Below are 26,100 nucleotides of genomic sequence, written 5' to 3'. Positions count from 1 at the left end.
TAAATTTAATTTATTATCAACTTCATTAAATTAAAATCAAATAAAATAGTTTAATAATGCTAAAAATAATATCATAAATATTGCTAATTCTTTTAAAAAAAACTATCTTGATATGAAAGTTTAAAGAATTATAACAATATATTTAAAAAATCACTCAACATAAATAAACGGAAACTTTATTATATTATTATTTTATTATTGATAACTATCAATGCTATTTTATTCACAGGAATCTGTTTTAATTTTCATTAAACTTATTCAATTACTATACTAGTTGATTTTAAAGGATATATGTCTAATCATTTTCTTGCATTTGAAAAGCCCATAGTTGAACTTAACGAAAAAATTGAAGCTTTGCTAGCTTTAAAAAAACATGATCATTTTTTTGATATTCATCTTGATGAAGAAATTAAATTACTTGAAAAAAAATGCATGTCATTAACAAAAAATATTTTTTCTCAACTTGGTGCATGGGAAATTGTTCAACTTTCAAGACATCCGGTGAGACCTTATACACTTGATTATATTTCTTTAATCTTTAATGAATTCCAAGAATTAGCAGGTGATCGAGCATTTTCTGACGATAAAGCCATTGTCGGCGGGTTAGCACGTTTAAATAATATACCTGTAATGGTAATAGGACACCAAAAAGGTAGAACTACAAAAGAAAAAGTTATACGTAATTTTGGGATGCCATCACCTGAAGGCTATCGAAAAGCATTGCGATTAATGAAAATGGCTGAACGCTTTCATTTACCCGTTGTAATCTTTATTGATTCTGCAGGAGCTTATCCAGGCATTGGCGCCGAAGAGAGAGGGCAAGCAGAAGCAATAGCTCGAAACATTATGGAAATGTCTCGTTTAAAAACTGTAATAATTTGTGTTATAACTGGAGAAGGCTGTTCTGGTGGTGCCTTAGCTATAGGAATAGGTGATCGTATTAATATGCTAGAATACAGTATATATGCAGCGATTTCACCAGAAGGCTGTGCCTCTATTCTTTGGAAAGACGCTCAAAAAGCTCAAGCTGCTGCGGAAGTCATGGGAATTACAGCACCAAGACTTAAAAAATTAGGTATCATTGACACAATTATCCCTGAACCACTTGGCGGCGCACATCGCGATTATTGCTTGATGGCTGAAAATTTAAAACACCAACTGCTTATAGATCTAATGGTACTAACAAAACTTAATATTGAAACATTGCTGAATGAACGTTACCAAAAAATTATGGCATTTGGTTATTGCTAAGAGCTTAATACAAGTTTTATAATATATACTATAGGTTTACATAACTCTAGTACGTTTTTATTTAGATTATCAATAAAATTTCATTTCCATTATAGTCATCTTATAATACTATTAAAATATATCAACATAATAACTGAGTGTGTTGAATTAAAAAATCTTCAATTTAGAAACATGAAAGTATGACGGTGATTAAAGACATTATCTTATAAATACATTCATATCACCATATAGGCTGATGAAAGAATACTTTCAAATATATTATTTAAAATAATCAAACTAATTATATTCATCATCTCAAACTATATAGTCGTAATAACGAAATACAATATACAATAATGAAATAAGAAGATTTCTAAATTATTTTAACAGCTTATGATTTGACAACTTTACTCTATGAGTAAAAATTATTTTCAATCCTTTATCTTCTGATTTACTCATTTAAAAAGTTAATATTTTACAAATACAACTTTCAAAATCTTCTTAAAAATTCATTTGCTATTTTGTATAATATTAAAATAATACATTTAAATTTAAAATTAAAAACAGGTATGAAATATATCTTATAATTTCTAGATTCAGAAATAATTTGCTAGTTAACACTGTGTACGTTTCATATTTTAACCTTAGTAAAGTACACTGAATCTATTGATTTCATTTAATTTTTCTTTCTTAATAATTATTATTAATTACACAATAAACATTATGAAGAATAACTATTTTAGGTATAAAAACTAATATTTTCTAATAACTTCTTCACATATATAAAAATTTTTATGAATACTGAATGAATGTTACTGAGCAAATGAACTCTATTAGCATAATGATACGTATTGTACTCAGACATTTTATTTTATCGAATAAATTACATATTTAACGTATCTCTTTCAACAATAAAAACAAAGAAAATGCACTTGATTTTTTGTTTCTGTAAAAACTATATTGTAGTTAGTAGTTGGCATTATTTTCAACAACAGTTAATAAAATATAATCACGAAAATGATTTTCTGTTTTTTTTACAAACAACAGTCAGTTTTGAAATAGTTAAGTGATGACATTAATGTTTATCCTTTTAAATATCTGCTAATTGATCGATAGATTTCTTGTACAAATATATAAAACTACGTCAATTTATTACGATATCATATCAAGAGTCATAATTAATCTTATTTTTATGATCAATACTATTTTACTAACACTATAGAATGTACTCAAAACATATTTACTCATAAAAACTGGTTTTATGTTTTGCAAGAAGATTAAGGAGAAATATGTAAAATTTTTCATAAAACTAGGTAATTAGTTTAAATAGCCAACAAGTACTAAAAATTAAGTTATTAATATTACTAAATAATCACTCGCATTACCTATTACCAGTCTTGAACATGTAGAATATACAAATTATTCACAACATATACACATCATGAAATTTTAGAGTGTTAAAAGAATAACAATTAATACTTAAGCATATTTTAACTTAAAAACGTTCATTACTAAACATCTTACATGGAAATGGTATTGATAATAAGGATCAACCATGAGAAATGTTCTTGAATTATTTTGAAAACTAAATTTACGATTTTTTAACTTAATGCACAGATGAACATATTCAATCAGTTTTTAAAACTAAAATAAAAGCAATTTTAACTAAAAATTAATATTAACTTTTAGTTACAACATCTATCTTAGTAGATATTAATTTTCTACAAAAATATTAAAAATAAAATTTAAAAATCCTAAAAATAAAATATTTTGACTAAATTTTCTAACTTAGTATAATTAAACAATTAAAAATCTATATAATTTTATAAACATACAATATAAACATATCGTTAACATGCTTTATTATAATGAATTTAGTCATAACCTACATAAAAATATTTAGAAAAGTGAAAATTACTCCGAAAAATCTATGTAATATATTATGAGAATATCAACATACCTGTCATTAAAATAAATATGCTGAGTTTCATAGTAAAATACTTATAGAGCTCACACTACTAGTTATAATCTTTAAAAATTTAATACTAAAAACATTTTGCAACGTGAGTAACATAAATATATAAATTCATGACTGAATATATCAACAATTCGATATACTAAAACATAATAATATTGAATCTCACTTGAAGCAGATGAATCATGCTCATACATACTTATTAAATAAAAAGTGAACATATTTAGGAAAAATATGAATTTTATGCTGATAAAAGCTTTTGTCTACTGCAATGATAATTAAAATAAAAGTAATGCATAAAACAAGAAAAACATAAAATAAATTTGACATATAGTTATATTGTAATCAGAAATTAACAGTGTATACTATGATTATTGCAAGTCACTAAATTAGTTAGTGCATTCTATTGCTTTAAATAATTTTTAAATAATGATCACGGTGAATTATTGTGTGATAAAAACAAGTGTTGAAATTAACTAAATGTATAATTATACGGTAAAAGATTAGGAGTATGTTTATTCGAACATTATTATATCCCAACAAGTTAATATAAAAATATATATGAAAATACTAAATTATATAGAATAAAAATATAATTCTAAAAAAACTAAGCTTTAAATGCATAAAATTAATAACACTTACAGAAACACGTATAAGCCACTTGCGAAGAATAATCTTTATTTCTACTTAAAGTTACGTCATCAGTCTTAATAACAATTCTTAAAGAAACTTAAATAAACGTGTCAACAATTTTATTTTAAAAAATAGCTAAAATTAATTAAGAGTCAGTTAATCAGTGAGAAAAATTTCTCTTCTAAAATATTTTATGTTCTATCTCAAATTAAAATTAATGTTTTTCATTTTTTAACAGAGCAATTTTATTATAAGATTAAAATAATCTATCGTACATATGATATTAATATTCATCTTTTACTATTATTCTTCTACTTATTGAGGTCATGATTGTAATAATCACCAGATAATAAGCTAAAAAAATCTTTTTGCATACAATATAGGATCAATTTAATTAAAGCAAGTTGTACTAAATAATTAAAAATTATAGATATTTTGTCGTTTAGAATCAACCTATCCCAATCCTTTTATCCATAATACATATCATAATTAAAATTACACAAAATCACTTTGAAGCATTTAAAGCTAGAGATTATTTTTAATATTTTTTTACTCGCATTATAGTTTTTTAAAAAAAATATATTTATGTCCTCAATACTTTTCCGGATAAATAATTACAAAATTAATGTTGACATTTAACTGATGGAACATTACACAGTGCCTAACTACATGTTTTAAAATTTCATACATTCAAAAAACACTGTATTTTTATTCTTTTCTATTTTAATAACTGACAATAATCCTGCAGGATATTTTGTAGAAAAATTTTTACATAATCAACTATATCAGAAATCGTGCTTTTAGTAAAATACAGCAGAATATACAGAATTTTATATACATATCTATTGTTGTCAGAATTTTTATCATCAGTTGATGATAATCTAAATACTTAATATTATTAATATAACTCTCAACTAAGTATATATTTTTAGAGAATTCTAATCCTAAGAAAATTACATATAATAATGTATAAAGTTACTTTTAAACCTACACTAAGAAAATAGCGTTTATTATTCATATAACAACATGGTATTTTATTGTTTATTTTGACAATTCATATTTCAGTTATTTCACTTTAATACGTAACGTTAACTAAAAATATATTTATTACATGAAGTATGCAATCATAAAGATAATGATTTTTTGATAGGAAGAATTGTTAAATATATTAATATAATAGCTATATTGTATATAAATAAATTATATTGATATTTAATTTCTTGATTATTTTATTTAAACTTCTTAACTAGTTTATTAAAAATTAAATTTTTTCACTTAACATATCTTCTGATTTTTATTATTTATAATTTAAATAAAAAATTCAAAACTACACTTTTATATTTAAGATTATTTAAACTGTTAATAAGTACAAATCAATATTGAATTTATTATTTATAGTTTATAAGTTTACTGTTCTATGTATAGTTGTGTTCATGTAAAAATGTTCTAGACTGAATATATCATACTCTTCATGCTTATCAAAATAGATAAAAATTTATATCACTTTAAAAGAGAACCTACTTTTACGGTCGCTTTCCTTTTAAATAAAAACTATAATTTTTTATAGTATACTTACTCGTATCTATATTAATTTAAGAAAAATTACATCAATAGTTAGTAGACATTATCTGTTATTTATAATAATTAATTTCTTGTAACATACTATTCTAGCGTAAATTCTATAAAACTATATAACTTTAAATAAATCATTATTAATATAACAGAAGTATGATCTGAAATCATTCTAATTAGATTGTTAACAATAAGTTAAAAAATTTAATGTATATAGATAACACTAGAATTGAGCTTAATATCAGGCTATCTATTTATATTTTAAAATGCATTATTATCATTTCAGTATAATTAATAAATTATTGAACTCTTCAGTCTTCCATGAATATGGTATACAACTTTCTAAGTTCCCTCTTCTTTTTTTTAGTTTTAATATTTGTCATGAAGAGATATAGTCACTATCTTTTTTATTTAAGGCAATCCAATGAATATCAAAACCCTTCTTTCAGATAAAATCAACAGAGTCATGCAAAAAATAGGAGCTCCAAAAGATAGTGATGCACTTGTGCGTCAATCATCAAAAACTCAGTTTGGTACTTATCAAGCTGATGGTGTCATGAGAGCTGCTAAAAAAATGGGTGTAAATCCCCGAAAACTGGCAGAGCAAATTATTCACCACTTAAATCTTGAAAATATTGCAAATAAAATAGAAATCGTCGGTCCTGGTTTTATTAATATATTTCTTGATAACAATTGGATTATCGAACAGCTTGAAAAAGCGTTATTAAGCGATCGCCTTGGATTATCCCCAGTCAAAAAAGAAACAATTGTCATTGACTATTCAGGCCCTAATATCGCTAAACAAATGCATGTTGGGCATTTACGTTCAACTATCCTTGGTGATGCTGCAGTTCGTATTCAACAATTTATTGGACATAAAGTTATTCGCGCAAACCATGTAGGTGATTGGGGTACACAATTTGGTATGCTTATTGCTTACCTTGAAAAAATACAAAAAGAATATTCTGAAAATATATCTCTCTCAGATCTAGAGATATTTTATCGTAAAGCAAAACAGCGCTATGATTATGATGTTGATTTTGCAAAACGTGCACGTAATTACGTGGTGAAATTACAGTCAGGAGACAAATATTGCCGTAAAATATGGCGAAGATTAGTTGATATTACGATGCAACACAATCAAGATACCTATTGTCGTCTGAACGTAACCCTAACTGAAAAAGATGTAATGGGAGAAAGTCTATATAACTATATGTTACCTGGGATTGTAGCTGATTTAAAAACTAAAGGGCTTGCTGTTGAAAAAGAAGGAGCTGCTGTTGTCTATCTAGATGAATTTAAAAATACAAAAGGTGAACCAGTTTGCGTAATTATCCAAAAAAAAGATGGTGGTTTCTTATACACAACAACTGATATCGCTTGTGCAAAATATCGTTATGATATACTACATGCTAACCGTGTGCTATACTATATCGATTCACGTCAGCAGCAACATCTAAAGCACGTATGGACAATCGTTTGCAAGGCAGGCTACATCCCTCCATCAATGTCTCTTGAGCACCATATGTTTGGAATGATGCTTGGTAAAGATGGCAAACCATTTAAAACTCGCTCTGGTGGAACAGTGCATCTTACTGATCTTCTCGATGAAGCGATTGAACGTGCAAAAACACTAATTCGTAAAAAAAACCCAGACATATCTAAAGATGAACTGTATATTGTCTCCAATGTTGTAGGGATTGGTGCAATTAAATATGCTGATTTATCAAAAAACCGAACTACAGACTATATTTTTGATTGGGATAGTATGTTAGCTTTTGAAGGTAATACTGCACCATACATGCAATATGCTTATACCCGTATTGCTTCTATCTTTAAAAAAGCTGATATGACACAAACACAACTAGTTTTACCAATTATATTACAATGTAAACATGAAATTTCACTCGCCACTCGTCTAATGCAATTTGAGGAAACTATATTAATAGTTGCGCGCGATGGAACACCACATGTGATGTGTGCTTATCTTTACGACCTTGCAGGACTATTCTCTCGCTTCTACGAATATTGTCCTATACTAACTGCTGAGAATGAATCTCAACGTCAAAGTCGCCTTAAATTAGCACTATTAACTCAAAAAATCTTAAAAACAGGCCTAAATATATTGGGCATACAAACTGTCGAAAAAATGTAATTTTCAATATTAGTATTAAAACCTATATGTAATAATGAATAAAATTAACAATCGATTCAATAAAATTGACTTTTGAAAAAATATTTTATAACATTAATATTAAATAATATACTTTTTGAAGTCTTTGATCCGAAATCCTAATGAAAATAGTGTAAAAAAATAGCTCGCTGCACCTGTTATAACCACACCCATTAAACGTAATAAGCGTGTTGTCATATTTCCATCATCCCAGCGTGGAATTATATATAATAAACTAAATAATACTAATACCATGATGGTAAGTGCTATGAAAAGTTTCAAAACAAAAATAGGCCAGCCTGGTAGTGGCTGAAAAATCTCTTCCTTGCGTAGTTGCCAATAAAGAACACTTACGTTAAAATATGCAGCTAAACTGATTGACAAAGCTAAACCTGCATGTTTCATAGGGCCAATAAATGCAAAATTCATTAGCTGAGTTAAGATTAGTGTTAGAATCGCGATTCTAACTGGTGTCCTAGTGTTTTGACAGGAATAAAAACCTGTTGCTAAAATTTTCACTAAAATTATCCCTGTTAATCCAATGCAATAAGAAATAAGCGCATACTGTGTCATCACAGAATCATAAGATGTAAATTTGTTATATTGAAACAATGACACAGTTAAAGCTTCAGCTAAAATAGCTAACCCGATTGCACAAGGTAAAGTAAATAATAAGCATAGACGCAAACCCCAGTCCATTAAATGGTAATATTCCGTCCGATTACCTTTGATAAAACTTTGTGCTAAAGATGGTAATAAAATTGTTCCTAACGCCACTCCTAACACCCCTGCGGGTAACTCCATCAATCTATCAGCATAATACATCCAAGATACAGATCCGGTTTGTAAAAATGATGCAAAAATAGTATTAATAATTAACGAAATCTGACTAACTGATACTCCTATAATAGCTGGCCCCATCATTTTGATTATATACCAGACTCTACTATCATGAAATGATATACGTGGTAGTACTAACATGCCAATTTTTTTTAGATGTGGCAACTGATAAGCTAGCTGTAATACACCTCCCACTATTACTGACCATGCCAGTGATATTACAGGTGGATCAAAATAAGGCGCTGCGAAAGAAGCAAAAATAATCATACTAATATTTAATAACGTAGGTATGAAAGCAGGTACTAAAAATCGATTCCATGTATTTAATATAGCGCCCGCCAGTGATGCTAAAGAAATAAGAAAAATATAAGGGAAAGTAATGCGCAGTAATTCTGTTGTTAAAATAAATTTATCTGAATTATAAGTAAAACCTGGAGCTGTAACATAAATAACCCAAGGCGCAAAAATCACCCCAAATACACTTATCAACGCCAAAACAAGTGTAAGAGACCCTGATATATAAGCAATCAAAGTCTGAGTAGCTTCATCTCCCTTCTGATTTTTATATTCAGCTAATATCGGCACAACAACTTGTGAAAATGCACCTTCAGCAAAAATACGACGTAATAAATTAGGAAGTTTAAATGCAATAAAGAAAGCATCCGTTGCCATCCCGGACCCAAATATTCGCGCAATGATAGAATCACGAATAAAACCAAAAACCCGCGACATGATGGTCATAAAACTTATTGCAGCTAACGATTTTAATAAATTCATAATTAAGTAAACTAAAAAATAATCATATCAATATAAGTGAATATAATATAACTCACCAAAATTGAACATTAAATAAGAGTTTCAATGCCTACAATTTAAGTTGTTTCTATATAATATAAATTAGTAAATGTAGTAAATACATAATTGTCATCACTACCAACATTAAACATTATGTAGGTGACTTTTATGCTCACAATTAAAGATTAAAAATATATTTATACTATATAATTCAAACATCTCCTTAACAGAAATATGCATATGTCTTGATATTTTTATATAGTAAAATAATTAAAGCACGGTCTAATACATAAATCATTCTTCTTCTATGTTTATCTTAATCGCCTATTTAAAACATTTTTAAACATCATCATTTTCATATTTCCTATCAAATTTAAAATGTTATATTAGTAATATTATTGAGAATATTTTAATCCATTAAAGCATTATTGTTAAGTAACAAAAATACACTAAACTTTGTGAAAGCGATATCTATAAAGTATTTATGTGCTCCCATACATTCTTTAAATAAAATGCTATTAAGTAATTTCCTAGAATATATTTTATAGATTACTATTTAAAACTTGATATATAAACAATCAGAAATACAGACAATTTATCTGAACAAAATTCAATAAAATGTAGTTGATAATCTTGGAGATAGAAACATTCGAAACTAATATAATTTTCGTATCTATTAATAAAAAATTTCAGAATATAAATATATCTGTGACAAACACCATAATGTAAGGTAAAAAAAGATTTCTGCATACAATACTACATAAATATACAATCCATTCAAAGTAAAAATATTGATAAACTTATGTAATCTTACTAACAACAAAATAATATCATCTATATAAAAATACATTTCTAATGTTATAACTAACATAAAATTTTCGCTATATAAAAATATTTTAGCAGATAATAATATAATTACAACATGTCCAAATAAAGACATCATACACAGGCATCGATCGTTTAAATCATAAAAAGTTTTAAACATAATACATTAAAGCCTGAGATTGCTAAATACATATTAAATGTATTAAGTAAATATAATTAATCTTATACGTCACACAACTGTGAAGAAAATTTAAATGGTACTATTTATTTATCAATCTGGCGTATATCACATTCCTATTATGTAAAATATTATATATAATTTTATATTATAAATAAATTTAGATTTATTATAAGTTATTATATTATAATACTATTTATTCATTAAAAATAAATTTAAATATTTAAGATATAATTCTTATATAAATTAAAAAAAAATCTATAAATATTTAAATAAATAACTATTATTTATAAGTCTCTTAATGTTTATAATTATTATGCTGAAACTTTTATATTGATTACACCAACTTATTGATTAAAATCACGTAATTTTACTATATCTAAAATAGAATTATTTAGTTCTTAAATATAATTCGCATTATTTTAATTTATTCAATGTCAATAATACTAAATAAAATTTTAAATATATCATTTAGTAGGGAAATAATTTCCACTTATACTAATAATCTCCAATTCATTTAAAATAGATGTAACAACTTTTTTTTGATTCTATCTAAATATAGGCTGCTATAAAATTAAATAAAATAATCTTAAATTATGATTAACATTAATAAAATTTTAATAATAGTGTTGTTATATTACTTTATAAAGTCATTAACTAATTATCATCTATCGGTAAATTAAAAACTCAATATCTTGCACTCTTTTTAAAAGTTAATTCTAAAAAAATCTTTTTTACTTTTATGAATTTATTTACTAAATTCAGCTCTTGTCTATAAATATAAATTAGTAGAATAAAATAAATATTTTCACAATATTATTTTAAAAATAATTAATTATACAAAATAAATTATTAATTCTTAATACTTATATTGAATAACATTATTTTTATTTTAAAAAATTATAGTATTTTAAATCTTGTTGATCTAAAAAGATATTTTTTAGATTATTAAATATTAGTTCAGTAAAATAATAAAATAAATATAAATTTTATACTTGAAAGATTATGTTTCAAGAGAGTTACAACATTATTAAACTTTCGCAAAAAGTTTGCATAAAAAATATAAGAATATAATAAAATATGTTCAAGAAACATTAATATCTCATAGTACGTTATCAAAATATTTCTGATATTTTAAACATAAGAATTGTTAGATATTTTATTCTAAAATGTAAAAAAAATAAAAGAGTATCTTCTTATTATTTGATGTGCTTCAAATACACTTAATTTTCTATAATTGATCTACTAAACTATTTTTATACAACTCTCAGTTAGTATAAATTAGATAGTGATGTTAATAATAGTATATTATTAGTATTTAGAAAGTAAATAACTTTAATACTTAATGATTATTAAATTAATATAACTGATTTTTTATAAGATAATAATATTGCTTTCCTAATGAAAAATTATATTATTAAATAAATTTAATTTTAAATTTTCATCACTTATAAGACCAAAATACTTTTAATTTTTTATAAAAACTCATAATAATTGTTTATATATATAGTTATTATTCTTTTATCTCAAATCGCAATTTAAACAAATTCTTACAGATAATGAACAGCGTAGTATAATATTTTATTCCTACTTAAGATACAATAAAAAAATAGCAACTCACTTAATGCTTGTTATGGAATATTTTTAGATCCTTTGGTTCTTAAGTAATATTATAGTTCCCATATTAATTTATAATGAATACTTACATAAAGATAAAGTTTTCATGATTATGATGTTCTAAGTATTATTTACTCATTAATTATAAATTAATCAAATTATTTAGAGTTATGTAATTAACTAAATTAGTAATTTATATATTAATATAAATAACAATAACAATAAAATTTAACGTTACGCTCAATAGCATTACTAAACTAATTAGTGTGATATTTAGCATATATGTTAATTATTTATTTTATATATTAATCATGATCCTCAAACAAAACATAAATTTGTTCTTTGTCTTTATATTTATTACGGATCTCTTTTGCTACATATGTAATCGCTTCTCCAGTTTTCATTCCATCTGTCATTAACTTATGTATTTTATTCACTGCTTCTTGCTGTTCTTGATAATTAAGTGCTGGCATATTTAAAAACATATTTTCGCCTTGCTATGAAAGAACAAGTTTATAACAAAAAAACCATACAAATTCCAATAACTATTTATTTTTTCAAAAATAACGTCTTATTTTTAAATCTATTAAATTTTTTAAATATCATACTACTCATTAATCTCATTTCACAATAAGAAAAACTTAACATATTGATATCATTTAGTAATTTTTATAAATGAAAATTCTTTTATACAGAAATTAAAACATAAAAATCACTGACTGAGAACTGAATATTTATACAATTTTTTATACGTAACTCTATATCTTAAAGGTAAATCAATTATCAACACCGCTCATTCAGTTTTTTTGTCTAGAGCAGTGCCACAGATTACTCTTTTAAACTTCAGAAAGATTTACTAAAAAACAATACTAAACTTAATATAGAATTAGTTGACAATATGGTCAAAAAGATTTATATTAAAATTATTTTTAAGTACTCATATAAAAATTTCATCATTATTAACATATAGAAACAGATTAATCATCTGTATAAAACTTGTAAAGTTTATAATATAAATAAAAAAACTTTAAAGTAAAATAACAAATTTTAGAAGACATAGCAAGTATATGCTATAAAATTATAGTAATTATGTAGAATATTTCGAATAAAAATCATCTAAATAGATTTTAGTGTACAAAAAAATCACTTTCTTACCTAAAACATATTAAGAATAATAAAGTGTATTTATATAAAGGAAATATTTTAGATGTTGCATATCCTATGTTTCATACCATTACTCAAATAGTGAAATATAGTTAACTCCAGGCTTTAATGTAATCCTTAACTTTTACTAATGATACATTATATTAGAAAATTAGCAAAACACTGTTAAATATGAAGAAAATATGAATATATTATCAGACTTTTCTTTAATATGCTCATCTATTATTTATTATCTTTCTATCTCGCAAAGCTACTTAGTTTCTATTAAATCTTAGCTTCTTATCTATCTATAACTAGTTCTGTATTGCTTTACTTACTTATATATAATTAAATATATTAATTATTTTATTACTAATAATATATAATCTATTTTAGGTTTATTCAAAAAAAACAATCTAAAATATACATACCTGTTCTCACTAAATATATAAAATTTATAACAATTTATAGATGTTTATTTTAAAAATCTAAATCATTATTTATCATATCAATAAATTTAAAGCTAATATTTATTAAATATCATCTAGTGCCTTACTTGCTACAACAGTAATAACTAATTACTATACAATTTTATAGTTAACTTATTTTGAAAATGCTTTTATTACTTCTTAATTAAGTGATATTAATAATTCATATGACCTATGTAAAGTTTTATGAATATTGTATATTATTACTAATATATTATAATAATTAATGCGTTTTGGAATTCAAATGCGCTAATATAAAAGTATTAATTTTATATAAATACAATATTTTAAACAATAGATTTTCAACAGAATAATAAAACATACCAAACTAAATTCTAGACCTGATATATTCATATACGTTTACTTTGAGCTGATGTCAGTAATTAATAAAAAGAGTGTGTGCCATGTTGATGCGCAGTCCAGTCCTTAACCCCTTTCAATTCATCTTTAAATATTTTTAACAGTTCTTTCTCAATACCTTCTTTTAATGTGACATTAACCATAGAACAACCATTGCAACCACCACTAAATTGTAAAATAGCAAATTTTTCATCAGTAATTTCTATTAAAAATACGTAACCACCGTGTTTAGCTAATTTAGGGTTAATTTGTGATTGTAAAACATATTCAACACGCTCCATTAAAGGGGCACTTTGTGAAACTTTAGGAATTTTCACATTATGTAGTTTAAGCGTAAGCTGTGAGCCTAATTCATCTGTCACAAAATCAATATCGGCATTATCTAGAAATGGCGCGCTGATTTCATCAAGAAATACAGATAAATGTTCAAATTTTAATTCTTTATCTGTTGCTTCAACAGTGTATGGTAAACAATAAGAAACTCCACACTCTTCAGAAGGTGTTCCTGGATTGATCACAAATACACGAATTTGAGTTCCCGGTTCTTGCTTTTTTAATAATTTAGCGAAATGAGTTTGTGCTGCTTCAGTAATATTAATCATCATTATATACTCAGTTAAAGTTATTCTCTCTAAATTCCTCATACTACGAGTAGCAGAATTATGGTTTATTTAATTACATAAATGATATGCTTTATATATTTTCAATAATAATCTCGCTTGTTATTTGTTAATAACTTGAATCATGTTTTATTAAATTAGTCGTAATACTTATATTGACTTTTTTACAAGGTAAAATACATAGTCTAAACTTAGAGACTATAAAACTATTATATAGTAGCTATTATACAGAGAATGCATATTTTCTGAGTATATAACAAGAAAATTACTAAAAATAATCACTTTACGACTTATGAATGATGTCATAAGGGTAAATACTTTATATATTCTGTAAATTCTATGAGATTATCTTAGCTATATTATTCAAATCACACGCTACATCATGATTATTATAAAAGAACGCTTTATCTCTTCACATGTAGAATAAGATAAAATTATTTAACGCAAAAATATTATTGATCAAATAAAAAAATTTTCTATAAAAATTAAATATATAAACATCAATTTAAATGAAAAGTTTATTATAAAGTCAATTCCTAAAACATAATAAAATCAATTTAATTACTTTACTTTTGATAATTTAAACATTAATAATATTTTTATATTACATATTAAAGAAATATTTTATTCGTTACCGACATTATAATACAATTCATTTTAGAGTATAGTGATATTTTTAAAAATTACTATTTTACATCTTGTATCAGAATGAAAATAAATATGCTATGATATAAGAAATACATCAACAAATTAATATTTTTTGTGGAAAAAAACTAAAAATCAATAGATGTTGTGAGTAATGTATATAAAGTCTTACGTGAGTATTATATATCCGAAAGACAATTAACAGTCAGTTTGTTTGTTTAAACATTGGACTGAAATACTGTATATTAATGTTTTAAACTTTTTAAATAAAAAATAAAACACACTTTTAGATAAAAAAACAAACATGTACTAATACTTTATATATTAAAGTAATGAAAATACTAACACTACTTTTTTAATAATTAAAAACTCAACATTAAAAATATAAAACACTGATCGTACAATACGCTAATAATATTAGGAAAAACTTAAAGTATAAAATAATATATTTAGAGGTAGATAGTAACAATTACACAACACCATTCAAGTAAAAATATAAAAGTTCATAAATAAATAAAACTACTTGATAGTTTTAGCTTGTATACAATTATTTATACATATAAATATATATGGATAGCAGTTATACAAATCAAATATTTTATATAATATTTCTTGTATACTAAAACAATAGTTACAATACTACAATGTAATAAACTGCATATTTTCATATAATATTTTATAATTTTAAAATCAAAATATAAGTACTGTTGACTCATTTAATTAATATTACTCAAAAATATCTGCTAAGATTTAGTATTTTTTTACTAAAGATGCGAAAAAGAAACTTTCAAAAACAAACATTATACATCTGAATATAAGTTAACAACCAGGTTAAATAAATAAACTGACTATTACAAACGTTTAAAAAAAATTAGCAATTAATTAAAAATTATAAACGAAATTTAGAATATTGATATTTAAACAGCGACAAACGTATTGTAAATAACAATTATCAAGTTTTAAACTAAAAAAATACCGATATTCCATGAATTTATACTAGAAAAACGTTGATATATACTGAATATCAAATAATAATGCTCATTTTACTTCTGAAAACAAGATAGAATTATGTAATTAACTAAGTTATAAAGATTAATGTTATGCAATTGCTTAAGCTCAGTAAAATTTTTAATGATTCAGCCAGATCTATCTGTTGATTTTTAATTGCGATTTTTTGAATATCATCAACATTAACTTAGCCCTAGATATTTATCTATTAGATAATGTTCTGCATTATAATTACAATATTATTATAACTATTAGTAATAATCCACAGATATTTATGATCAAAACTAAAGTAATTTTCTCCTTCACTGTAATGATCTAGAAACTTTAAAATATATAATCATTACCACATGATACCTATCAAAAGATCTTGATAGTTTCATTAATTTATGAATCTTTTAGTGTAAGGAATTGAATCAGTTAATAAATAACAGTGCGTATATTTTACTCACAACGTTTCTTAGTAAACAAGGTAATATGTTTTGTAAAAACAAGCTAAATTAGCACCATTGATATGGTGACACTTGAAGCAATACAAAAAGCTTGTAATTCATTAAGAATGTGATCAAGATTATTAAACAATATACCATACAATCATATTAAAATATAAAACAAGTAATATAATGATTTGAAAACTTAGAATACGTTTCTTTCATGATTCAGTAAACAATATGTAATTAGCTTTTAATGTATTATCTAAATCATCAATAACCAGTAACGATCAGTTGCAATCTATACTTTAATTTCAGAAACTCAGTGGTTTGAGTAAGTATAAAAATTTTAAGGAAGTTTAGTTTTCCATATTAGAACACATGACTTTGATGTTCAGAAAAATCTATAGACTATACTTATCGAATAGTGTGCTTACTTTCATTGTCTGTACAAGGAAATAGTTATATCACTGCATAGTAATTAAATGATAAAAATTTATATCTAATTGTAAATACATTAAATATGATAAAATCAATTTTACAATGAATAAAATAGCTAATAACTTACTAAAATTTTAATAAATCAGGCTGCGTATTTCTTCTAAACCCAAGTAAAAGGTAACATTTTCATAAGAAAGATTATGCGTATGCTAAAATATTAATTTTCATTCACATCTTCTTTCTTTTTTCCAGTATTAATAACAAGATCTAAAACTTGGAGAATACAATAAAAATCACATTAACTATACACACGAATATCAAACATTAGTAGTGCAATACCAACCGTAAAAGAGTGACACGCTCTAATCTTAGAGGTAAGTAAGAAATCATCATACAGTTAAAGAAAAACAATAAATAAGTAAGAATATAAATTATAAACTAAAGTATCTCATCGAACTAATCAACAAAAAATTTGCCAGATAAAATTTTTAACCAATTAAAAATAAATAGATACCTACCACTTAGAACAAATATGAGTACAGTATTAAGCAATAAAAATAAACGTCTAAAATAACCATCTTTAAAACCGTATTATAGCAGCGTTGATGGGTGATCGTACTGTTTATTTTATTAATGTATTAGTAATAATCATTATTAATTGATTTTAATACTGGGAGATTACAATACTACATTGGTTAATAATATCTTCAAATGAGATATCACTCAGTATATAAATATTTTACATAAATATTTCTTTTAGCATCAATTTACCTACATTAAAAATTACTAAAACTCAATATATTCTTTATTTTTTTAAAATATCAAAACAGTAATGAAGTATATAATATTTTGTGAACCAGTTACTCATACCTAAAAATATAAAAAACACAAGCACCAAAAAAGTTCTTTATCATTTTATTACATAGTATAAATCAATCAAATATATGCCATCTTTACCATTAAAAAATCCATAGTAATTATACTTAATAAATTGAATCAAACTAAGAAAATAAAAATGCAAACGCTATCAATCAACTTTTTGATAATTCAAGAGTACAATTTTCGTATTTGACATATTAAAACAATTAGTAAATAATTTTCTACTAACCAAACGACATTACAATAATTAATTTAATTTTCAATAAATATCAATGAGATAATTCTTAATTTAATATAATATTAATAAAGAAAAAATTTTTAATATCCTATAATTAATATATTCATAGTTCATAATATACTACCTATATTATATACTCAGCTTGAGAAAATAAAAAATAATTTTTATTATAAATAACGCAGCTATTTTAATATAATTTATTTCAGTATGCTAAAACTTACGCAGTTTATTTTGTAGCATTCATTAAACGCACAAAAAGTCAATATGCGTCACTTTTGGTTTAAATGGATGACGCTGCACAGCCTGAACCTTGACTTTCATTTCTTGACCATCAATAACTAAATTCAGAACTTTGTAAAATTCATCTTTGCCTTCTTTATTAATAGTATCATTGTGGTTCAAAGTAATAGAAATAGCTTTTTTATTTACACCATACACGATAGCTGGAAATTGATTTTTTCTGCGCAAACGACGGCTTGCACCCTTACCCTGCTCTTTACGTAAAACTGCATTAATAGTTAACATCATAATGTCTCTATATAAAAAATAAAACCTTACTGCAAATAACACAATAAAAGATTTCATATTAGTGAAGTGATAATTTAATATACAGATGCGATACACTTAGATAAACGATACGATAATAAAACATGTATCCTAGAACAATTATAATTTTATTATTATTCATAATATAGCCGATAGGCTATGTACATAGCTCTATTATCATTTTTTTAAATGTGCTATAATTATTTTGTATGCATCTCACAAAATATATCTAATAAAAAAAGCTTACTAAATAACACCCCCAGTATGCGAACAAAATAAAATAGAAAATATCAGTGATAGTCATATCAGATAACACAGTACAACACCTATAACCATGAGTAGAGATATATCAAACTTAAACATACTGAAGCAGAGATGCTACCTTGATTATCATAAAGAGTAAAATTACTTTTCTTGAATAGTAATCTAACTCTCACTTTGGTACGTTAAAATAGTATTAACATATTTTAAAATTTTGATACTGGTTTCAATCTATAATCAGAGTTAAATCATATCTTACCATATTTTTGGAAAAACATCTTTTAATATTTTTTTAAATGCCCAGTAATCACAGCGCTTAAAGTTAAAACTAAAACTAACCTAACTAGTTATTAATATAAATTATTTTTAATTTAATAAATTTTTACTACAATTGTCATTAAATAAACATAACAACAAAAATTTATACCAATACATTGCGAAAAGTAACGTAAACGAACTTTATTAAAAGAAAAAATAAATCATTAGAATTATTTTCATACGTTAATATCATAGTAAAAACTAAAATATTAAGTAACATCTCACATCTACTAGATGTAATCCTGTATTCTGCATTAGAAGATCATGTAGATAATCGTGTAGTTTATATTTTAATAATTTTTTGTATAAATAGTAGAAATACTCATAGTATTTGATATAATTCACACAAAAAGCTATCATTAATTTGCAAAGAATAGTCTAATAATAAGTTTCCCCAACGAAGTTGGAGGAATCTATTTTTCAAAATACAATAAATAAGAGAATATTTTATTTGTAATCTTTTATTGATAACTGCAATTACTTGCAATTAATACAGAACGTATGTTTTATTCATTATTCATAAAAATCGGTTTTATTAGCTATTAATGCTACCTCCTTAAATTATGTGTAAAAGTCTTATTATAATCATTATTAACTTCATTTATTTAAATCTTGGTCTTCTCACTCAATATGTATTACATATATTCATATAACGAAAAAATTTCTAAATTTTATATTTCTTAATTTTTGTGTATTACACTTAAAGATTTTTTAAAATTCATATTTTCAATATTTAACTTAAATGATGGATTTTAAACTAATCGCAACATATATGCAATCCTTAGAAAAATCAACAATTGCAATAGATACTCTAAACTAATTCAATATTATGACCCTAGAAATTTAGTGATTCATAAATAACTCATAATAATAATGTCAAGTAAATATTTATCTCTACTTAGATGTATATGTACAAAACCAAATCTGCGATATTTTATACTACTTATTTAATATTTCACTATGGTTTAATCCCAATAAATTAAATTTTGCCATAATACGTTATATTTTATTTTTCATGAAAATACTTACTATTTCACTTAATTTCACGGATCTCTTTCTAAGAAAGAGATCCGTGATTTAATATGATAAGATCATGAATATTAACTAAGCAACAAAAAGAAAAAAAATTAAATATCTTAGTAAAGAGATCATAAAATTCACCAAACTAAAAATACTATTTTAGTATTATATTTAGCAGTGGGAATACCACAAAAATTTTTGTATAGCTCTATTATATATTAATCGTGATGATAAGAATATTCATAAATTCATAAACTGTTCTATAATTTTTATACAAGACAATTTAAAATCTTCCAAATCTTACATGTAATATTAATCTAACATTATCAATTTAATATTGATATGAATATATATGAAGATTATGCATTCAAACTTCACGTTGAACAATATAAGAAAGAGCTTGCAATTTTTTATTATGCTAAGTTAAAAATCTTAGACATACTATTGTATTATTCAACCTAATCACATATGTCTTTATAAACTTATTTTCTTCATACGAGAAATATTCACTTTAATTGCAATAAAGCTATTAAAGTGAACTTAGCATTAATATTTTCATTTTAGTACTACTTCCATTTTAATACCAAAATCTTCTTGTAAGAAATTACTTTCTTAATGAAGCTTAATAATATCCCTTTATTTTTTAAAATTATTAAACAATATACTATCATCATTAAAATAACAGTGAGAATGAACTAAAAAAATCGTATCAAGCGATAAATACTGAATAAGCATTAACCTTGGTACTATTTAATCTTAAAAAGATTGATATACTTATTTATATTTAACATTAAGATATGATCTTAATCAATAAAACAAACAATTAATAATTATAAATTATATAATTTAAAATCAGTTTAGCAAACTGTACTTATTGTTCATTAAATAATAATCATAGTAATATCTATCAATATAATAAAATTTTTATTTTATTATATCAGTAATGTAGAGCTAATAATCTAGATATTCACTTAGTTAATATATATTGTACACAAATCCCCAACAATCAACAAAAAACTATAAATCAATATTTACATCTCAAAGAAACTAGAAATAAGGTAAACTCAGAGATTTAAGTTAACATTTAATCGAATTTAATAAAATTTTTAAACTGTTTAGATAAAAATTTAAATACTACTGTATTCAACACCAAAAATAAATGGTATATAAAATTGTAGAGTATAAAAGATAATGTTATTTTACAAAATAGCAAGACGTGTTATCTAGAATTGACTCAATATTGTTAAGCTTATATTAATAGTATAAATTTTCACTAGGATCTGACTTTTATCGCCAACACAGAAATTATAACTTATTACTCAAAATACGCGCTCAGCATTAATATTTTTTATTAGATACAATATAAAATTTTTAAATAAAAAACTGTGTTCTAAAAACTTTAAATGACTGACTAGACTTTATTAAACGCTGAAAAATAATAAATAGAACTCCTTCTATAATTTTATTTTTACTATTATATTTTAAATAAATTTTCATAAAGTTAACACACACGAACTGTATTAAATAACTAGGAGCAGTTATTTAGCTAAAATAAACGATCAACTTTTTAGTATTGATATCTTTAATGATAAAAAGTAAATTGTTTTTCTTTGGATCTAATCTTATTCATCTAGTAATTTTTTGATGCATTATTCCTTAATAAACAATCAATTTTTTTGACATTGAACGTAATGCTTTATTTTAAAGAAAATATTTTGTGATTTCCTGATAAAAATGATTGAATTTCCTTTCTTGTATCTCTTTGTCATAAAACTCTTAAAACTATTTTAATACTAAAAGTTAACATCAGATCAGACTATTCCAAAAAAAAAACAGAAATATTTTTCTTACAACAATATGCCTCCCTTAGTTTAACATTGTTGCTAGCGTATAAATCCTTATTTAACACATTCTGAATTACATCATGCTATACCTGTTTCCTTAAGTGAAAAAATATAAAAAGAATAAGATTATTTTATATTTTTATAAAAGTTCTAAAATCTATTTATATTTTTCTTTAGAACACATACAATTCATCCACATAAATAAACTTAAAGTGGTATGAAAATATTTTTCAAAGTGATTCAGATTCAATAATATTTTCTCGATAACCTTCTAAGTAAGTTCAACGAATTGTATATTTTAAAATTTTATTGACAGTACAAGGTTTGTGCTCTTTTGTGATCTCAAAAATGTTTCTTAGTATATTATATAGACTACTCGAGAAATTTTATCTGTATCACTCGTAATCGTTAACACATTTTTATACATTCAAGTAATTATTATAATATTTAAGAATAATAAAGGTTTTTTGTTCGAGATATTGTAAAACATTTCTAATATCAGTATTATTTTATAGGATAAACATTGAGTGCATATATCTCAATATTTTCTATTATAATTTTTTTAAAAATCGTACTCATATTCTTAGCGATCTTAGTTATTTAAAAATCTAAATCGTGCTGTTAGTATTCTTATTCCTTCTGAGAAATATCTAGTTAAATATTTTATGTTAGTTTTAGAAGACTTAACTCTGTTTTTAGTTTTTCTATGTCTAAAAATGTTAAATTTTAACGTAAAGATCTCTTTCTAAGTCAATGATTATAAAGAATATTATTTTATAAAACCACTATAAAGATATAAAAGTTAATACACAAATCTAACATATATTGATTCATTATCAGTATGCATATTTGAGACGTTTGAGTAATAACATTTAATATATTAAGATATATATTTATTTATACTAGCGCTAAAATTTATCCTGTTCTGAAAAAATACGTAAATAATATATTACAAAAGATCATAAATAGGTTTTATAATAATTTTATTTTTTCATCAACTATATACTTACAATATGTTATACTTCTTACTATGAATTTGGATAAAAGGTTTTACTTGCATGTAAAACTAATAAATTTACATATAATAGATATTATTATAAATATAATAATTACATTAGGTTTATGAGTTATTAATTAATATTGAATCAATTTTATACATACCCATGTATTTCTTGATTGTATACAACACCTAACACTTCTATATTATTGTTACATAAGTGAGCGCATGGTATTGTAATATTTTAAATACCACCTATATTAAGTATTTATTGCGTAATGTATCAAGACCTGTAGATTATAATACCACAAAAACCTATTTTATTTTACTTATCAATTTCAGATAGATGATCAATATACATACTCAACTATTGCAATATCAAGATTCATTCTTTCTTGTACTTTAATCATCATTAATATATTTACATGCTATTGTAATTGAAAACTAATGACATAATTTACATATAAAATGAGTATTGAATAAGATAATTTATTAGAGTACTATAAAATAGTATAAATGATACAGTTTAAAAAAATAATATTGATACATAGCTTGCCTCAATATATCAATCAACTATCTACTTTAGCCAAAAGTATCTAAATATTTCATTTGTCAGAAATATTATTTAAATGATATCAAATATTTTTTTTAATTTTTAACATCGAAATGGTATATAAATAAATATTTAATGATATTTCACTATAATAAGTAAAAAAATTCCATATAAATTTCAATAATGAAAACTGTCAATCACACTTAAATTGGAATTACGCACTATTTATTTTCTTATTTTTACTTATTTTAAGTAAATGTTATCAAGTGAAAACTACTATTACTCATTTTCTTATAAAGTTGTATATAATATCAATTGCAACTTTTTTAAGTTATTACAGCTACAATATCATGCTCACTAACTAATTTTTATTCATACCTTCATTCATATCTATATGTATTATTAATATATAAAAATACCATTAATTTTACAAAGTAAACATTTACATTCTATTATTAACATTATTAATAATAATTCTTACAGAATGTTTCCGATATCATTAGTAACTTCTTTAAAAGCAATACTTTAATGTGTCAAATTAATCAAAAAAGAAATACATAAATTATTGACATCTCTAACAAACATAAATTCTAAAATATACTCCAATATAATACGAGTCACTTTTTCTACAATCTAGGTTTATATGAGAAATATGAGTAATGTGATATATTTTACTAAAAATTTTATAATTTTTATTGCATTAATGTAATGATGAATATTCTTATTTTAAAAACAAAAAGTACTCATAAAATGAATATTTACTTTACTGCTCTATCCAGAAACACTTTAATAACTACTAGGCGATATTCACACTTACTCCCTTGATTATACTTTAACAAAAATATAAAATCTAAACTCAATCAAAGTTAAGTATAGTATCAGTCCAGAATCAGTAGTTTATAATGCCAAAAAATTAATTAATCATCTAAATTAGCAGATGACTAAGCATAGAGAGAAAGAGTCTACATCAACCATTAATCTAATCTATTTTAGGTATACTTTTCTATCAGTGAATAAATATATTAGTGAACCGCTTATTGCATCTTTGCCTATCTTCGTTATCTACAAAATACAATTTCTACAGCGCTATAACGCTGCTCCATCTTGTCTGGAGCATTAGTACCATTTTTTCTATTTAAAAGAAATATTTGTACTATAAATAGCGTAACTTGTTTTTTATTGCATACAGAGTTTGTTACAGTATGCTTCATAAGAAAATAACCCGCTACAAGATACAATCGTGAACAAAAGTGATATTTTAGTAAATTATTGACAAAATCGATTTAATATAGCTGTTGCTATGCCTCATGTTTAAAGTCTGATTAAACTTATAATTATTTGACTCTTTACTCTTATATCAATAATCATGATAGATTGTAACCAACATGAACATCGTTAAAGAAAAGTCCCCGAAAAAAGATTCGAAATTATGCGTTGTTAATACAACCTAAAAATTGTTTCAGTAATTTTATGTATCAGTTAATTTTACTGTAATATAATTACGCCAAATAAAAACTACAGAAATCAATGGTCATTCAAACTTGCATCTAGAAAAAACTAAAAAATTCCGCATGCACATCCTTATTTATCAAGTAAACAGGGAATCAACTTTGTCCTATTATTAACTCAAAAACTACGAAATATTGTTGTTATCATAGATATAAAGATTTTATTAAAAATAATATCGTTTACTACATCATGCTTAAATATACATTATGAAATTCAGTTCTAACATAATGTTTTATAAGCAAATAAATTAAAAAAATCGCACTCCTAATTAATGTAATCCTAAATATGTATATGAAGTATTTTCATTAGAACTATAATATCTTTCTGTATGTTTCACTAATTTTACAAGATAGTTATTAAATGATCTAAAGTTTCCGCTCTCAATTTCTTATCTTTTTTAATTCTCTAGCATGTAATATTACTGAACTATCTATTGCAATGATTCACAACTAACATAAAAATGCAATATAATCTATTTCTTCTGTTCCTTCGAACTTTCACAAACATTGAATCCATGTTTTTATTGGTTCAATCAAATCAGTATCAATTATTCTTCAGTCGTAACTCTGTGAGACATTCATGCTCTATATATAGCACTTTGATAAATAGCAATTCAATTAAGTTCATTAATAATTTTTCTATCAATTTTAAATGATATTATTTTATTTTATAAATTTACGAAATTATTTATAATAAATCACCTGCACATTTTTAAGCTACTTTACTTAATGAATCTACAAATACTGCATAATAAATTTTTTTTAATATTTTAATACAGAGTAAAAACGTAAAACATGAGATCAATCATTTTTATAAATAGAGTAAAGAATACCAATCTCGTGTTTCATTTTAAAAATTTTTAATGAAATTCATATGCTTATTAAAATAGTAATATGAACAACAGAACTATATTCAATCTCTGCACAGATATTTTTTAACTGATCATCCAATGAAATAATTTTTA

The 26,100-nt window shown here is 23.8% G+C and carries 6 protein-coding genes; 2 read left to right on the top strand and 4 right to left on the bottom strand.

The features are described 5' to 3' along the window. Positions 1 to 291: 291 nt before the first annotated feature. Complete coding sequence (gene accA / locus GFV14_RS01585) at positions 292 to 1,251, top strand: acetyl-CoA carboxylase carboxyl transferase subunit alpha (RefSeq protein WP_457914591.1); 960 nt, start codon at positions 292 to 294, stop codon at positions 1,249 to 1,251. 4,583 nt (positions 1,252 to 5,834) lie between these two features. Further along, positions 5,835 to 7,565: an arginine--tRNA ligase gene (gene argS, locus GFV14_RS01580; protein ID WP_457914590.1), complete on the top strand. Its 1,731-nt coding sequence runs from the start codon at positions 5,835 to 5,837 to the stop codon at positions 7,563 to 7,565. A gap of 99 nt (positions 7,566 to 7,664) precedes the next feature. Here argS and murJ read toward each other — a convergent pair whose 3' ends face one another. The 4 genes from murJ to rplY all read right to left on the bottom strand — a co-directional run bounded on the left by murJ (position 7,665) and on the right by rplY (position 18,613). Next, positions 7,665 to 9,200, bottom strand: a complete 1,536-nt coding sequence (gene murJ, locus GFV14_RS01575) for a murein biosynthesis integral membrane protein MurJ (RefSeq protein WP_457914589.1) — start codon at positions 9,198 to 9,200, stop codon at positions 7,665 to 7,667. A gap of 2,943 nt (positions 9,201 to 12,143) precedes the next feature. After that, positions 12,144 to 12,323, bottom strand: a complete 180-nt coding sequence (locus GFV14_RS01570) for a YoaH family protein (RefSeq protein WP_457914588.1) — start codon at positions 12,321 to 12,323, stop codon at positions 12,144 to 12,146. A gap of 1,529 nt (positions 12,324 to 13,852) precedes the next feature. Next, entirely contained in the window at positions 13,853 to 14,431 is a 579-nt protein-coding gene (gene nfuA, locus GFV14_RS01565; RefSeq protein WP_457914670.1) for a Fe-S biogenesis protein NfuA, read from the bottom strand. 3,900 nt (positions 14,432 to 18,331) lie between these two features. After that, positions 18,332 to 18,613, bottom strand: coding sequence for a 50S ribosomal protein L25 (rplY, locus tag GFV14_RS01560; protein WP_457914669.1), 282 nt, complete (start codon positions 18,611 to 18,613; stop codon positions 18,332 to 18,334). Between the last annotated feature and the right edge of the window lie 7,487 nt (positions 18,614 to 26,100).

The sequence above is a fragment of the Candidatus Hartigia pinicola genome, from assembly GCA_020541205.1.
Classification (GTDB): domain Bacteria; phylum Pseudomonadota; class Gammaproteobacteria; order Enterobacterales; family Enterobacteriaceae; genus Hartigia; species Hartigia pinicola.
This window is presented reverse-complemented; position numbering and strand designations above follow the sequence as displayed.

Excerpts from the sequence above, each read along its gene's own strand:
- murJ (WP_457914589.1), bottom strand. The coding sequence starts at position 9,200 with ATGAATTTATTAAAATCGTTAGCTGCAATAAGTTTTATGACCATCATG.
- nfuA (WP_457914670.1), bottom strand. The coding sequence starts at position 14,431 with ATGATTAATATTACTGAAGCAGCACAAACTCATTTCGCTAAATTATTA.
- argS (WP_457914590.1), top strand. The coding sequence starts at position 5,835 with ATGAATATCAAAACCCTTCTTTCAGATAAAATCAACAGAGTCATGCAA.
- accA (WP_457914591.1), top strand. The coding sequence starts at position 292 with ATGTCTAATCATTTTCTTGCATTTGAAAAGCCCATAGTTGAACTTAAC.
- rplY (WP_457914669.1), bottom strand. The coding sequence starts at position 18,613 with ATGTTAACTATTAATGCAGTTTTACGTAAAGAGCAGGGTAAGGGTGCA.
- GFV14_RS01570 (WP_457914588.1), bottom strand. The coding sequence starts at position 12,323 with ATGTTTTTAAATATGCCAGCACTTAATTATCAAGAACAGCAAGAAGCA.